This is a genomic window from Thermodesulfobium acidiphilum, assembly GCF_003057965.1.
In the GTDB taxonomy this organism is placed as follows: domain Bacteria; phylum Thermodesulfobiota; class Thermodesulfobiia; order Thermodesulfobiales; family Thermodesulfobiaceae; genus Thermodesulfobium; species Thermodesulfobium acidiphilum.
Map to the genome: position 1 here is coordinate 402936 of NZ_CP020921.1, position 15163 is coordinate 418098.

The 15163-nt window shown below is 34.6% G+C and carries 16 protein-coding genes; 10 read left to right on the top strand and 6 right to left on the bottom strand.

What is annotated here, in order from left to right:
- The 4 genes from TDSAC_RS02000 to TDSAC_RS02015 all read left to right on the top strand — a co-directional run bounded on the left by TDSAC_RS02000 (position 1) and on the right by TDSAC_RS02015 (position 3375).
- Entirely contained in the window at positions 1 to 1206 is a 1206-nt protein-coding gene (locus tag TDSAC_RS02000) for a phosphoglycerate kinase (RefSeq protein ID WP_108308556.1), read from the top strand.
- Positions 1207 to 1253: 47 nt separating this feature from the next.
- Complete coding sequence (gene fbp / locus TDSAC_RS02005; protein ID WP_108308558.1) at positions 1254 to 2225, top strand: class 1 fructose-bisphosphatase; 972 nt, start codon at positions 1254 to 1256, stop codon at positions 2223 to 2225.
- Positions 2226 to 2289: 64 nt separating this feature from the next.
- Positions 2290 to 2733: a ribose 5-phosphate isomerase B gene (gene rpiB, locus TDSAC_RS02010; RefSeq protein ID WP_108308561.1), complete on the top strand. Its 444-nt coding sequence runs from the start codon at positions 2290 to 2292 to the stop codon at positions 2731 to 2733.
- A 15-nt stretch (positions 2734 to 2748) separates the two neighbouring features.
- Positions 2749 to 3375, top strand: coding sequence for a ribulose-phosphate 3-epimerase (locus tag TDSAC_RS02015; RefSeq protein ID WP_108308563.1), 627 nt, complete (start codon positions 2749 to 2751; stop codon positions 3373 to 3375).
- Positions 3376 to 3534: 159 nt separating this feature from the next.
- Here the strand turns inward: TDSAC_RS02015 and TDSAC_RS02020 are convergent, their stop codons facing one another.
- The 6 genes from TDSAC_RS02020 to TDSAC_RS02045 form a co-directional block, all read right to left on the bottom strand.
- The gene (locus TDSAC_RS02020) at positions 3535 to 5106 is read right to left on the bottom strand and encodes a DUF255 domain-containing protein (protein ID WP_108308565.1); all 1572 of its coding nucleotides are present in this window, start codon (positions 5104 to 5106) and stop codon (positions 3535 to 3537) included.
- Positions 5107 to 5233: 127 nt separating this feature from the next.
- A complete protein-coding gene (locus tag TDSAC_RS02025; protein WP_108308568.1) occupies positions 5234 to 5527 on the bottom strand; it encodes a metal-sensing transcriptional repressor in 294 nt (97 codons plus the stop codon).
- Entirely contained in the window at positions 5508 to 5714 is a 207-nt protein-coding gene (locus TDSAC_RS02030; RefSeq protein WP_108308571.1) for a heavy-metal-associated domain-containing protein, read from the bottom strand. The genes TDSAC_RS02025 and TDSAC_RS02030 overlap by 20 nt, the downstream gene beginning before the upstream one ends.
- A gap of 9 nt (positions 5715 to 5723) precedes the next feature.
- The gene (locus tag TDSAC_RS02035; protein ID WP_108308573.1) at positions 5724 to 5969 is read right to left on the bottom strand and encodes a glutaredoxin family protein; all 246 of its coding nucleotides are present in this window, start codon (positions 5967 to 5969) and stop codon (positions 5724 to 5726) included.
- A 30-nt stretch (positions 5970 to 5999) separates the two neighbouring features.
- On the bottom strand, positions 6000 to 6686 hold the full coding sequence (locus tag TDSAC_RS02040) for a hypothetical protein (RefSeq protein WP_108308576.1): 687 nt from the start codon (positions 6684 to 6686) through the stop codon (positions 6000 to 6002).
- Between the two features lie 21 nt (positions 6687 to 6707).
- Complete coding sequence (locus tag TDSAC_RS02045) at positions 6708 to 8918, bottom strand: heavy metal translocating P-type ATPase (protein ID WP_108308578.1); 2211 nt, start codon at positions 8916 to 8918, stop codon at positions 6708 to 6710.
- 403 nt (positions 8919 to 9321) lie between these two features.
- On the opposite strand from TDSAC_RS02045, the gene TDSAC_RS02050 reads away from it, so the two are divergent.
- The 6 genes from TDSAC_RS02050 (at position 9322) to TDSAC_RS02075 (ending at position 15163) form a co-directional block, all read left to right on the top strand.
- On the top strand, positions 9322 to 9543 hold the full coding sequence (locus TDSAC_RS02050) for a YdbC family protein (protein WP_108308581.1): 222 nt from the start codon (positions 9322 to 9324) through the stop codon (positions 9541 to 9543).
- 99 nt (positions 9544 to 9642) lie between these two features.
- Positions 9643 to 11040, top strand: a complete 1398-nt coding sequence (locus tag TDSAC_RS02055; protein ID WP_108308584.1) for an MFS transporter — start codon at positions 9643 to 9645, stop codon at positions 11038 to 11040.
- Positions 11018 to 11758 carry an alpha/beta fold hydrolase gene (locus tag TDSAC_RS02060; protein ID WP_108308588.1) on the top strand — a complete coding sequence of 247 codons (741 nt, stop codon included), beginning with the start codon at positions 11018 to 11020 and terminating at the stop codon, positions 11756 to 11758. The genes TDSAC_RS02055 and TDSAC_RS02060 overlap by 23 nt, the downstream gene beginning before the upstream one ends.
- A gap of 98 nt (positions 11759 to 11856) precedes the next feature.
- Positions 11857 to 14058 (top strand): DNA-directed DNA polymerase, encoded by a 2202-nt coding sequence (locus TDSAC_RS02065; RefSeq protein WP_199919861.1) that lies wholly within the window; start codon positions 11857 to 11859, stop codon positions 14056 to 14058.
- 50 nt (positions 14059 to 14108) lie between these two features.
- A complete protein-coding gene (panD, locus tag TDSAC_RS02070; RefSeq protein WP_108308593.1) occupies positions 14109 to 14456 on the top strand; it encodes an aspartate 1-decarboxylase in 348 nt (115 codons plus the stop codon).
- Positions 14453 to 15163, top strand: a complete 711-nt coding sequence (locus TDSAC_RS02075) for a hypothetical protein (protein WP_108308595.1) — start codon at positions 14453 to 14455, stop codon at positions 15161 to 15163. Before panD ends, TDSAC_RS02075 begins: the two co-directional genes overlap by 4 nt.

Below are 15163 nucleotides of genomic sequence, written 5' to 3' on the forward strand. Positions count from 1 at the left end.
GTGAGTTTGTTTGATAGAGCCTCTCTACTTGATTATCCAATATACAGGCTTCAGGGCAAAAGAGTGTTTGTAAGAGCGGATCTAAACGATCCAGCCGACTCAGAAGGTAATTTGACTGGAGACATGAGGCTCAGGGCAGTGGCTCCCACACTGGCATATTTGTGTGCTGCAAGGGCAAAGGTGATTCTGGCTTCGCACTTTGGAAGGCCAAAGAACAGAGAAGCGAACTTTTCATTAAAGGGAGTAAGGAAAAGGCTTTCTGAGATGCTTGGTTTTAACATAAACTTTATCCCGGAATGTACAGGGAGTGAGTTGGAGGAATTTGTTTTAAACGAATTAAAAGAAGGCGAGATTTTACTGATTGAAAATCTTAGATTTTGTCCGGGAGAGACAAAAAACGACATGCAATATGCGAGGTTTTTAGCCTCTTTGGGAGACATTTTTGTCCAGGAAGCTTTTGGTGCATGCCATAGAGAACACGCTTCAATAGCCTCTTTGCCAAAACTCTTGCCTTCTTTTGCGGGATTTTTACTTGAAAAGGAGGTTATTGCCTTGAGCAAGATTTTAAAAAGTCCAAAGAGACCTTTTCTTTTAATCTTAGGCGGTAAAAAGGTTTCTGATAAGATAAAGCTTATAAACAATATGATTGAGAAGGTTGACTGTATATGTATAGGTGGTGGCATGGCTTTTGCCTTTTTGAGGGCGAATGGATATGATGTGGGCAAGTCCTTTGTGGAAGAGTCTATTGATGACGTAGCGCGCCAAATACTTTATAAAGCTGGTGAAATGGGAAAGAAGATAGTCTTGCCAATAGACGTTTTGGTGGCAAAGGATATAATAAGTGGTAGTGAGTGTAGACTCGTCGATGCTCACAGAATACCTGCGGACTGGTATGGAGTTGATATTGGCCCTAAGACTTTGGAGCTTTTCAAGGAAGAAATATTGAAGGCAAAGACTATTTTGTGGAATGGTCCAATGGGAGTATTTGAGATCCCTGAGTTTTCGTGGGGTTCAAGAGCTATTGCTTTAGCAGTGGCTCTAAGCGAGGCGGTGAGCGTCTGTGGTGGCGGTGATACATCTGACGTACTTAGGCTAACTAATATGGTCAACTACTTTTCCCACGTTTCTACGGGCGGTGGAGCAGCTTTAAAGTTTTTGGAAGGTGAAAATTTGCCCGGAATTGACGTCCTCCCTAAAGTAATGTAGGGATTATTTAACTATGAAATAAAATATTTGGAAAGAGGGTAGATCCTATGAAGATAGAAAAAGGAATAGATCTAAGCAGGTTTATTCTTGAGGAAGAAAGGAAATATCCTAAAGCCTCAGGAACTTTGTCTCGCATACTTATCTCAATAGAAAATGCTACCAAGATAATTTCTTCCCATATTAGAAAAGCTGGTCTTGTAGACGTTCTTGGCAAGGTAGGTAGGATAAACGTCCAGGGAGAGGAAGTCCAAAAACTTGATGAGTTGGCGAACAACTGGTTAGTTGAGCATCTTGCTTCTACGGGCGACTTCTTTGCTGTTGTATCGGAAGAGATGGAGAAGGCGTTTTTCCCTGAGGGGGGCAAAGACGGGAAGTATGTAATATGTCTTGATCCTTTGGATGGGTCTTCTAATGTAGATGTAAATATAAGCGTGGGAACGATATTTTCAATTTACAAAAGGATATCTGACGATGACACATCGTTTCTTCAAGAAGGAAGAAAACAGGTAGCTGCGGGTTATGTAATTTACGGTTCCTCTACAATGCTAGTGTATTCTACAGGTAACGGAGTAAACGGTTTTACTCTGGATCCCGGGGTTGGATCGTTTATTTTGTCACACCCAAATATAAGGATACCAGAAAAAGGAAAGATATATGCTTTTAACGAATCAAATTATAAAAGATGGTCTGATGGTATAAAAAAATATGTCGATATTGTGAAGGAAAAAGGATACACGTTGAGATATGTGGCATCAATGATTGCTGACGTTCACAGAACCCTTTTGAAGGGCGGAATATTTGCCTATCCAGCAGATAACGTGAATAAAAATGGAAAGATAAGACTCCTTTATGAAGCAAATCCGTTGGGATTTCTGGTAACTCAGGCAGGAGGAATTGCAAGCAACGGTAACTCTAACATCCTTGATGTAAAGCCAGAATCCCTTCATCAGAGGACGCCTATCTTTATGGGTAGCAAAATGGATATGGAGGAATTTCTTTCTGTAACTAAAGAGAGTTAAAAAATTAAATTTTAATATTTTTTGATATTATTTATAATATAAATTCTCTTTTAAGGAGTTTGATATGAAGATTTCTATTGCGACTGATCACGGTGCCTTTGAACTAAAAAATAAGATTAAAGATTATTTAATATCAAAAGGCTATGAAGTTACTGATTTTGGTTGTTTTAGCAACGAAAGTGTAGACTATCCGCCAATTATAGCTAAAGCTGCAAGAGCAGTTTCAATAGGAAAGTGTGAAAGGGGTATAGTGCTGTGTGGTTCTGGAATAGGTGCATCTATTGTTGCAAACAAGATTAAAGGTATTAGATGTGCCTTGGTTTATGCTCCAGAACTTGCAAGGCTTTCAAGAGAACACAACAATGCAAATATGATAGCTCTTGGTGGCAGGTTTACTGACTTCGACACTGCTAAAGAGCTTGTGGATATTTTCTTGACTACCGAATTTCAGGGCGGAAGACACCTTAGGAGAGTAGAGCAAATTATGGATTTAGAAAAATTTTTATGAATTTTGGAGGCTGCCATGTTAATATCCGGTTCTATTCTGTCGGCTGATTTTTTAAATTTTGAAAGAAATATAAGAGAATTAGAGCCATATGCTGATGCCTGGCATGTAGACGTTATGGATGGGCACTATGTGCCCAACATATCTTTTGGACCGCAATTTGCAACTTATTTGGCAAAATGTTCTAAACTTCCCGTGTCCGTTCACCTTATGGTAAAGGAACCAGAAAAGTTTGTAAGTCTGGTTCCGAAAACCGTAAGAGAAGTAACCTTTCATCAGGAAGCTACCGTTGCACCTGTGAGATTTTGTGCAATGCTAAGGGAGATGAACTTCTTGCCTGGAATTAGTATTGGGCCAGGAGTGCACGAAAGCTCTATATTTGAGATATTGCCGTTTGTACATCACGTTTTGTTTATGAGTGTTGAGCCAGGATTCGGTGGACAGTCATTTATTGAACCAGTTTTTGAGAAAATAAATAGGTTAGTCAAACTTTATCCCAATAGAAATTTTGAGATCTGGGTTGATGGGGGCGTGGATATGTTTTGGGGTGAAAAACTAAAAGAGATTGGTACAGATCTGGTAGTTATGGGTAGTGCCTTTTTTAAGGCCAGGGACCCCGGTGAATTTGGAAAGCTTAGGGGGTAAGATTGAGTAAACAAAAACAAGGATAGTGTATAATGTAAGAGTTTAAATCCTACGTTAATAGGAGCAAGAAAGGTGGAAATATTTTTTATATCGCTCTTTATAGGTCTTATAATCGGTGTAGCGCTATATTTCGTTAGGAATAGAAAAAAGTCTTAGTTATTAGTTAAAGGTTTGGTTTTTCAGATCGAAAGCTACTTCCTCCTTTTCTATTGGATGATTTATCAAAACGTCCAGTGCCCTTAACACGCTTCCGCTATGAATTGGATTTTTGTCTGCTGAACCCATTAGCTTTCTAGCATATTCCTCAAGGAAGTATTCGTACTTTATCTCTTGTGGAAAATTTCTTAAGAGTTCCATCATGCTCATAAAGATATATGGTCCAGGTGCTGAAAGCGGCATATCGAGTAAATATTCTATCTGATCGTATAAACCACTTTCGCTTTCTACTTCAAAGAAACCACCTTTCCCTCTGTTCCAGAACCTATTTAGAGCCATATCTATTACATTCTTTGATGATTCAAGATATTTTTCTTCTTTAGTTATCTCAAACAATCTTAACAGGCTATATCCAAAATATGCATAATCAGATAGTATGCCTGGTTTGGTCTTTGATCTCATGAGATGGGCATTTTGCAGTCTATTATCTAGAAGCATATTAGCAGTTTTCACAGCGCTTTCTAGAAAGTATTTATCTGACGTGGCAAGATAACTTTCACAGAAAGCCTCTATTACAAGCGAGTTTACATCAGTGTAAATTGATTTATCTACAAATCTTTTTCCCTTTATTTTAGCGTTGGACGTGTAAAATCCGCCTTCTTCTGATTCGTTTGCAGAAAAATATTTTTTAAATTGATTTATTATATCCTTTAAATCAGAAGCTACAAAGGTTCTAAAGGCTCTAGAATAAAGCCGTAGTAGTTCTGCATTGTCTGCAGTAGTTTTTTCTTCTCTTACACATTGCCATGCTTCATCGGCGGAGCATCTATAAAATCCACCCTCTTCTTTATCGTGGATTTTACCCTTTGCCATATTCCTTAAAACGAGCAAAACTGCCTTTTTTATCTCTTCCTTTGTATCCGTTTGTGTTTCGTTAACGTATTGATTTACCATTACTTCAAAAAGAGAAGGAAAATAAAATTTCTGATCAAGAGCCAAACTGCCAGAGACATCGTCCCAGTTTTCTAACACTTCCATTACAGAAAAGTGTATTATGTTGTTATCAATGCCCATTGGTTCTGTGTGAAAGTGCTTTTGGATTAATTCTTCGTTGTTTTTTGAGAGTTCTTCTATCTTTTTTCTTGCTTCCTTGAACATACCTAACACTCTTTCAAGGATATCTTTAAAACCTATTTCTTCGTTTGTTTTTCTATACACAAAACCGTAGAATGCTCTCGCTTCAGGAGTAAGGAATGCTATCAATGGCCATCCAGAGTCTTTCATAATTACCGATATACTTTCCTGGTATCGTCTGTCAACCTCAGGGTGTTCATCTCGATCTAAGAGTACAGAAACGAAGTTTTTGTTCAAAAGGTCAGCTATCTGTGGATCTAGAAATATTTCATCAGTTATTTCATGACACTCCTGACACCATAGAGCACACGAAACCAAAAAAATTGGTTTATCCTCACTTTTTGCCCTGTCCAGACACTCTTTTGACCATGGATACCAGTCTATAGGATCATCTTTATGTAATTTCAGGATTTCGCTATCCGTGTTGCCGAGCTTGTTCATTAAATTAGACCTCCAATTATATGGAAAAAATTTTATACAAAATTACATTATACATTATTAATAGGATTCTTTATTACGTTGAAAAAATAAAGTCATAATTGTGTCGAAAGACAGTTTGATGTGAAATTTATTTGGTTTTTTCTATATATTTCATAATGTTTTGGAGTTCTGCGATCTTTTCGTCCACGTCTTTACTATTTACTGCGTTTCTTACGCATCTGTCAATGTGTTTATTTAAGACAGATGTATTAGCCTTTTTTAGTATAGCTATAATTGCCAGAATCTGGTTTGATATATCTATACAATATCTTTCATCTTCAATCATATTTATTACGCCATCAATGTGTCCTCTGGCAGTTTTTAGTAATTTGAGAGCATCTTTATGAAATGGTTCTTTTTTGTTAGTATTCGACTTTTTCAACCTTATATGCCGTGTCCTCTAAAGATTTTTCCAGCGCTTCTTTGCTAATATTTTTGGTACTTTTAATGTTTGCAATTTTTGTAGCCAGGTCTACTTCAACCTTTTCAACGCCATCAATTTGAGAAAATAACCTTTCAACTGTCTTTTTACAGTGCATGCACGTCATTCCTGAAACGTATACCTTCATTTTTTCACCTCAAGACTTTTTAAAAATTTTTTCTAAGTTAGGTTTTTGGTCCTTGAACGTTCCATAAAAAAATTTATCATTTATAACAGTAATTGGAGCTATTCTGACGCCAAACTTTTTATAGGCTTCATCTGCATTTGAATTAGCTGTGATATCTATCTCAGTATATTGTATATTATTTTTTTTAAGCCAGTTTTTTACGGCTGCGCAGTCTGGGCATCCAGGCGATGTGTAGATAATAACGTCATCTTTCATTTTTTTTGCTCCTCTTAAATTTATTTAAATCTACTTATCTAAGACTATAAACTTTCCATACATGCCATGTTGTGCATGTCCTGGTACCTGACATATATAATAATATGTTCCGGGTGTATTTGCACTAAATTCTGTGGATCCAGTTGCCAAAAGTTTACTTTGTTTGTCTTCATAAGGTAATGGTCTGATTGCAGAATATTGGAATGCTAAGGATATGTTCATCATCACCATATAAGGATATGAAGGTGCGGTGTTTGTAATTATTATCCCATGATACATATCATCATCATTGTTTATTAGTTTCAGAGTTACATTGGCATTTTTTCTAACAATAATAGTTGGATTTATTAGATTTCCTACTCCGAACGAATACATTGCATTGTCATTTGGAGAAGCTATGATGGGTATAACAGGGTTTTGATCGTTAAAGGTGACCGAATTGTTCTTATCGTTAACTGCTACGTTGCCAGTGAGATCTGAAAAACTCTTTAACTGGTTTGTAGGTATGGTTTGATAGCTACTCTGACCATTGTTATAGCCATACATCATTCCAGGTCCATAACCGTTTCCCGAACCATTTCCTTTTCCATACATCATTCCAGGTCCATAACCGTTTGTATATGTGCAAAATCCATTGCTATAAGCATATCCAAAAGCTAATATAAAGACTAAAACCAAAATAAAAATAATTGGCTTTACAAAACTCCTTTTAAACATTTTTAACCTCCTAAATATAATTTATATTTTAAAATTTCTAAGCCTAAGGGAGTTTGTAACTACAAAAACTGAGCTTGTAGCCATTGCTGCCTCGGCTATTACAGGATGAAGCATTCCAAGTGCTGCGAAGGGGATTGCAATAATGTTGTAGAAAAAAGCCCAAAACAGGTTTTGTTTAATTTTTTTGAACGTTGCTATAGACAGTTTTATAGATTTAGCTACGCTTATAAGATCATCTGACATTAATGTAATGTTGCTTGCTTCTTTGGCTATATCAGTTCCAGTTCCTATGGATATTCCTACATCCGATTGTTTTAAAGACGGGGCGTCATTTATTCCATCTCCAACCATTGCCACAACATGGCCTTTCTCTTGAAGTCTTTTGATGTGTGCTATTTTGTCTTGAGGCAATAGGTTAGCAAAATATTCATCAATGCCAACTTGACCTGCAACATATCTTGCAGTTTCTTCGTTGTCACCTGTGAGCATTATTGTTTTTATGCCCATCTTTTTGATTTGATCAATTGCTTCTCTTGCATTCTCTTTTATCTTAAAAGACAAAGCCATAATTCCCAGTAAACCCTTTTCATCTTCATATGCTATTGCCAGAGTTTTTCCTTCAAATTTTGACTTATCAATGTCTTTTATCCCTGCAATTTTTTCAATAAATTTTGGACTCCCTACGATGATCTTCTTGTTATTTAAATAGCCTTCTACTCCTAAACCTGGAACTACCTTTACGCTTTGAAAGTCTATTTTCGAAATGTTGTTGTCTTTTGCAAATTTATTAATTGCAATGCCGATAGGATGTTCGCTATAACTCTCAAGGGAGGCAACAATCTTTATAAATTCCTCTCTATCAATGTTTGACACAATATCAGTAATATAGAGTTCTTTGTCTGTAATTGTCCCTGTTTTGTCAAATACTACTATATCTATATCCTTTGCTCTTTCCAAGGCTTCACCTGATCTAATTAGTATTCCTTTAGATGCTCCTAATCCTAATCCTACCATTAGTGCAGTTGGAGTAGCGAGTCCTAGTGCACAGGGACAGGCTATTACAAGCGTTGCGATTGAAGCATATAAGGCAGCTGAAATTGTGTTGAGATTAGGATTTACCCAGGGAAGAAAATTCTTTACCCAGAAATTTAATTTGTGTAAATCTGATGGGAACAAGATCCAGGCTATAAATGTTAGAATAGCAATAATTATAATCGATGGAACGAAAATTGAAATAACCCTATCAGCAAATGCTTGTACAGGAACTTTAGTGCTCTGAGCGTCTTCTACTAATTTTGAAATTTTTGATAGGACTGTACTTTCTCCTATTTGTGTAACTCTGACTTTTATTGTGCCAAGTTGATTTATGGTGCCACCAATTACTTTATCATTAATTGATTTGGTGACTGGTAGACTTTCTCCAGTTATCATTGACTCGTCTACTGATGTGGTACCCTCAATTATTACTGAATCTGTTGGAATTTGCTCAGATGGTTTTACCAAAAGAATATCTGAAACCTTCACAAAGTCTATATCTACTGTTTCTATGGAACCGTCTTGTTTTACCAGATTAGCTTTCTTGGGGCTAAGGTTTAGTAGCTTTTTTATCTCTTCCGATGCTCTCCCCTTTGCTTTGTTTTCCAGGTATTGTCCTATAAGATAAAAGCTGGTGATCATAGCTCCTACTCCAGAATAATCAGCTATTTTTTGACCAAGCAAATTTAATACTCCTGTTAAATACGAAGACGTTACTCCGAAAAATATTAAAACGTCCATATTGGTATTTTTGTGAATCAATGCTTTTATTGCGCTTTTTATAGGATCTATACCTATTATGAAAATCACCGGGAAAGATAGAATAAGGTTTATTAGAATGTGATATTTGAATTCAATATTAAAAAACATGTGTAAAAACATAATAAAGCTAAGAGGGATTGTAATAGCCCAGGCATATATCATCTTTAATTTAGCTTTTTTTACCTTTTCCAAAAACTCATCGGACTCGTCTCTTTTATTAGCTTTTTCATAGAAGGCTTTGTATCCAGCTTTTTCTACGGCTTCAAAAACATCTTTTTCATTAAAATTTTGTGGATCAAATGTTATCAAAGCCTTTTCGCTGGCAAGATTTACTACTGCGCTTTTGACGCCTTTGACTTTCTTAAGAGCCTTTTCCACGTTCATTGCACAAGAGGCGCAACTCATTCCCTCTATCTTTAAGATTAACTTCTCCATCTGTTTTTGACCTCCTTTCCCACCCCATATGGGGTGGGTTATATTACATTATAATACTGTATTATTTTTTGTCAAACATTTTAATGATTATTTGCAAAAACTTTGAAAGATTTCAGTTTACTAAAATAGATTGCCGTAAAAATTCTTGATTTATCAATATGTTGCAGTTATTTATATGGGTTAGCTAAAAAATATTCGTAACACCTCAGGAACAAGCCAGAATAGCAAGAAGAATTTGTATAGCTGGAATATATATAAGTATTAGTTATCTATCTATATGTAGCTTAATTATAAGCGCATTATTTATTTATTTTAATTTATAATAAGTTATAAGGATATTTAAGCGCAATTTTTAGACTGTAAATTATAATAAGATTGAGTTAATCAAATACGAGGAGGTTTTATGGCTGAAATAAAGTTTGAAATCATAGAAACATTGGGAACCATTTCAGAAAGTCCAAAAGGATGGAAGAAGGATTTAAAACTGGTTAGCTGGAACGATAAGACTGCTAAATATGATATTAGAGAGTGGTCATCCAATTATGATAGAATGGGCAAAGGGTTGACTTTTACAAAAGAAGAGTTGATCTCTTTAAGAAATATTTTAAATACACTTGAACTTTAGAAAAGATTAAAATATTTGTGAGAAATTTTGATTTTTAAATTTAAGTTGACAGACTTTTTCTTTATAACAGGTTTTTGTTAATAATTTCGTAAATTAATTATGATTTCTTTAAAGAATATAATTTTGCTGTGTTGTTTATGTGTGGCTAGTTTTATGGTAAGCCTTGATGTTAGCATAGTAAACATCTCTTACCCTTACTTGAGCAAAGTTTTTAACGTCAATACTGAAAGTGTATCAAATTTGGCAATATTTTATCTTTTGTCACTTTGTTCAATGCTTATTATTTTTGGAAAAATTTCTGATTCTATAGGAGCGTCAAGGGTATTTTTGTTTGGATCTCTTTTATTCTCTTTGACTTCGCTTTTTTGTGCTGTTTCAGGGAATTTTTATATCCTGTTGATAGGAAGGTTTTTACAGGGGGTATCATCAAGTATGATTTCTGCAACTACAGGAGCCTTGATTTTGCAACGTTTGCCCAAAGACTTGATAGGAAGGTCTTTTGCAGCAGTTACCGGGCTTGGAGGAATAGGATTTGCATTTGGTTCTCCAATTGGTTCGCTTTTGGTGGAAAATTTTGGATGGCACTCTATTTTTTTAATAAACGTACCCATAGGCATTCTGACTTTTATTTTTGGGATTATTTCGTTATCAAAGACATATGAAACAAGGCTCAAAAATAAAATTGATTTTTTAAGCTCTCTTTTGATCTTTCTAATAATTTCTTTGTTAACCGTTATATTAAGTCTATATAGAATTATAATCGAAAAAAATTTGATTTTCTTGCTATGGGTTCTATGGTTTTTGCTTTTCTTCTTCTTTTTGTATTATGAAAAGAAAAACAAAAATGCGACTATAGACTTTTCAATCTTCAGGAACAAAAACATATTGTTTGCACTTATTTCGAGTTTTCTAATAGTTTGTTTGTTTGATGGTTTTAACTTCATAATACCCTTTTTTGCCATTGGCGCAATGGGTTTTAGCCAGGAACTGACAGGTTTTTTGATTGGTGTTGGAAGTACGATAACTATCTTAACATCTCCATTGATTGGGTTTTTGTCTGATAGATTTGGTCACAGGAAAATGTGTATCCTTTCCTCGGTGAATGTTTTTTTGTCAAGCATATTGTTCTTTTTTATTCAAAATTTCGTTTCTATTTTTTATTTTGTAATTGCTATTGTATTTGCTGGTATTGGCTTAATTGGGTTTTTCGTTGCAAGTCCATCTCTTATTTTAGGACAGGTAAAAAAAGCGCAAAGTGGTTTTGTTTCCTCATTCATCCAGGTGGTTCAAAATCTTGGAGCTATAATTGGCATATATATTTTTAGCAATTTTTATGGGAAAATAGATATATATGAATCGAGGAAACTTTTGGAAAGGGGTTTTCACGATGCGTGTTCTTTTGGGATATTCTTAAGCTTTATTTCGATAATTTTTTCTTTTTTTGCATTTGAAAACAGGGCAAAAGGAGTTTTGGGTGCCGAGTATAAAGATAAATAACCTTGAAACGTATTATGAGATTTTTGGAGCAGGGACCGATTGTCTGATTTTGCACGGTGGCAGTGAAAACATTAGTACGATGCATAATCTGGCAGGTAGACTGTCTGAAAAGAATTATAAGATATATTTGCCTGAACGAAGGGGACATGGCAGAAGCCTGGATACAGGCGATGAGTTTTCTTATGAACAGTTTGCATCAGACACATATCAGTTTATAAAAGCCTTTAAGCTGGAAGGGTGTTATGCAGTAGGTTATAGCGATGGGGCGATAATTCTTCTGCTTTTGTCGATAGAGAATCCAACACTTTTCAAGAAGATCGCTTTGTTGGGGGGACAATATCACTATGAGGGTCTTGAACCATATTTTGTAAAAGCTTTAAAGACAGATAACGTTTTAAAACTTTTTGAAAAAGAGAGAATAGAATATGAAAGGATAAATAAATACGGCGTAAGTTTCGAAAAATTCCTGAAAAAAATAATTTTGCTGTGGCTGACATCTCCGAAAATTGATTATACAGAGCTCAAAAAGATAACCACTCCTACTTTGATAATTAGCGCTGACAGAGACATTATAAAGCTTGAACACACTATTTCTATGTTTAGGGCGATTGAAAGATCACATCTTGCAATTATACCCAATTCTAATCACAATTTCCCAATTTCTAGACCTAATTTTACAGCTAGTTTGATTTTGAACTTTTTTAACTCAAAGCCATGAAAATTAAAGTATGTCCTTTTCAGATTCTCGTATCAAAGGAAAACAGGAAGCCTTCAATATGTATAAATTGTTTAGATGAAAATGGCGAAAGGATAAAATTGTTTGATGATAGTTTCAGACCAAGTTTTTACGTGCTTGTCGAAGAGAACAGTGAAAGGATAGAGTCTGTTATTAACTCTTCTCTTAATGAGGGAGTTAAGGAATTTAAAATAGAAAACAAGATATATATTGGTGAGAATAAGAGGTTTTATAGGATATATTTTGATTTCAATGAAGATAAGGACGTCCAAAGTGCTAAATTTTTTAAAAAATTTAGAGAGTTTATTTTATTTCATCACGATCTGAGGCCAACAGTTCAGTATATCTTAGAAAAGAACATAACCTTTTGCGCTTTCAATGAGATAGAAGTAAATAAATTTTCAGATGGTTATAGGGTAGAGGGTGATTTTTCTTTATATAGCTACGATTATCCTGACTTTAAATCTATGTCCTTTTACTTCTTGACAGATAGCAAGGTGTTAAATCCTGATCCAGAAATAAACAAAGTTACTTATATATCAATATTTTCCAATGAGGGGCCGATGACTTTTGAGGGGGACGAAAGGGGTATCTTTGAGAGTTTTTTAACATTTATCAAACGTTACAAGCCGAGCATCATATACGTTTTTAACGTCGGTCAAGATGATTTTGACTTCATGGCGAAAAGGGCAAAAAGCTTAGGCCTTGATCTAAAATTTGAGGATAGTCTTCCTGTTAAAGGCCAATTTGGTTCCATTCAAATAGATTCGATAGTAATATTCGATCTCTTCCAATATGCCCAGACTTTGTATGACCTTAAGCAAAAGGAATTAAAAAAGACTTTAGAGTTTTTGAATATAGCTTTTCAAAAGGATTACATTCTAGACCAGATCGAACTTGTAAAAGCTATTGAGTTTTTAGATGCTGAAAGGTTGTCAAAGCATTGTAAATATTCTGCCAAATCTATCTTTGATCTTGGAGAGCTAACCCATCAGTTATACTTTTCTCTATCTCAGATTACGTTTATGCCGCTTGATGTTGTGATATTTGCTCCTACCGGGTTTAGGGTTGAAGGGCTTTTTATGAAAAAGAGTTATTTACAAAATATGATAATATTGCCGAAAAAACGACACGTTAGCGATTCTTATGAAGGGGGTATAGTTCTAAAGACATCTCCTGGAGTGTATAAGAACGTAGTAGTTTTAGACTTTAAGAGCATGCTTCCGTCTATTATGATAAGATATAACATTTCATTTGATACATTTGTTGAGGAAAGCTGTGATGAAGAATGCTTTAAGTCTCCAAAGAATAAATATAAGTTTAGAAAGAGACCGGACGGATTCTATAAAAAAATCCTTCAAGAATTAATTTCTGAAAGGGATAGAATAAAAAAAAGTATGGATAATTTTCCAAAGTCTTCGAAAGAGTATATCTTCCTGAACGCTAAACAAAAGACCTTGAAGATAATTACAAATGCCTGTTATGGATATGCAGGGTGGCAAAGTGCCAGGTGGTTTAAGAAAGAAATTGCTGAGGCCACTTCCGAGTGGGGCAGGAAGACTCTAACAGATGCAATAGAACTGGCTGTAAGTTTAGGTCTTGAGATTATATATGGCGACACAGATAGCCTTTTTATAAAAGAAAGTGAAAATATAAGCAAATTTCTTTCAGAATTGAAACTTAGGGGCGAAATTATTAAAGTTGACGAAGTCTTTAGATCGGTTGTTTTTACTGAGGCTAAGAAAAAATATGCTGGAATTAACGATTCCGGGGAGCTAGTCCTGGTTGGTTTTGAAGGGGTCCACGGTGATGTTCCAGAAATTGTTAGGATTGTTCAGGAAAAAATTTTAAGATCTATTTTGAATTTTAAAGGATTTGATGCTGCTATAGAAATTTTACAGGACGAAATAGAGAAGCTAAGAAATAATGAATATCCACTTTTGTCCTTTGTAATTTATAGGGCTGTTAATAAGAATATAAGTTCATATGAAGTAAGAGCACCTCACGTTGAGGCTGCTAAAAAATACATTCAGATGGGATTCAAGTTGAGATCGGATAACATTATAGGATATGTGATTACAAAAGGTGCTGGAGCAATTAACTCAAGGGCTATGCCTTATATCTATTTGAAAGTCGAGGATGTAGATGTTGATTACTATATAAAAAATTTACTTGTTCCTTCTGTTTCAAGAATTCTATATAGCATTTTTGGAAAAAAAGTTGTCTTTAAAAACGACAAATTGATTGTGGATAATGATAAAAAGGATTATCTTTTCAATTGATAATTTAGCTATAATTAGATTTAATTGAGATTGTTTTAAGAGGTGATTAGATGTACATAAAGATGTTGAAATCAAAGATTCATAGAGCAAAGGTAACGGATACAAACCTCAATTATGAAGGCAGTATAGGCATAGACAAAGCTTTACTTGAAGAGTCAGGAATAATGCCAGGTCAGGCGGTAAGCATATTTAACCTTAATAACGGAGAGCGTTTTGAAACTTATGTTATAGAGGCAGAAAAAAATTCTGGTAAGATAAGTTTGAACGGTGCTGCAGCAAGACTTGCTGAACCAGGTGATTTGGTTATTATAGTGGCATACTGCTGGGTTGAGGATAAAGAACTAAAAGACTTTGTTGCAAAAATTGTTTACGTTGATGAAAAAAATAAAATAGTATGAGGGATATAGATCAGCAAGAATTAAGAAGATATATAAGAAAAAACTCGCTATTAATAGCGATTGTTTCAGTATTTTTTACCTTTATTCTCGTTTTGTCTGATTATCTAAATCAAGGGCCGATGTTTAAGCTAATAATATTGTCCCTTTCAGTATTTGTAATACTGTTAATTCTTTCTAGAGCTTATAGAAATAGGAATATAAGTTTTATTTCAGATAGCATGAAAATAAGGCCTTATAGGATTACTGAAGAACTTGGTAAAGAATTGGAAACGATACCAGAAAATTCTTTGGTATACACCCATTTTCCAGGAAGATATGGCGATATATTATATTTATTGGTGATTTTGGGCTCTGGTATTTTTATTATAAACGTGTGCTACACTAAGGGTTCTTTTTCAATAAAAAACAATGAATTTTTTTTAGATAACGCTAAACCAAAAAGGGATATATTGACAGTAGCCTTGAAAAACAAAGTCTGGTTAGAAGAGGAAATTAGAAAAAATCTAAAAGTTGACGTAAACGTTTTTTCGCTAATTGTTTTTATTAACTCTGATATTAATGGTGTTTTTGAGTTAAATAATGTATATTTAATGAACAGAGAAAGTCTGGCAAACTTTTTGAAAGCTAAAAGGGATTTTCGGATAAACATGAAAGATATTTCAAATTTATTGAAGAAGATTATAGAAAAATATAGTTTTAAGGAGTAG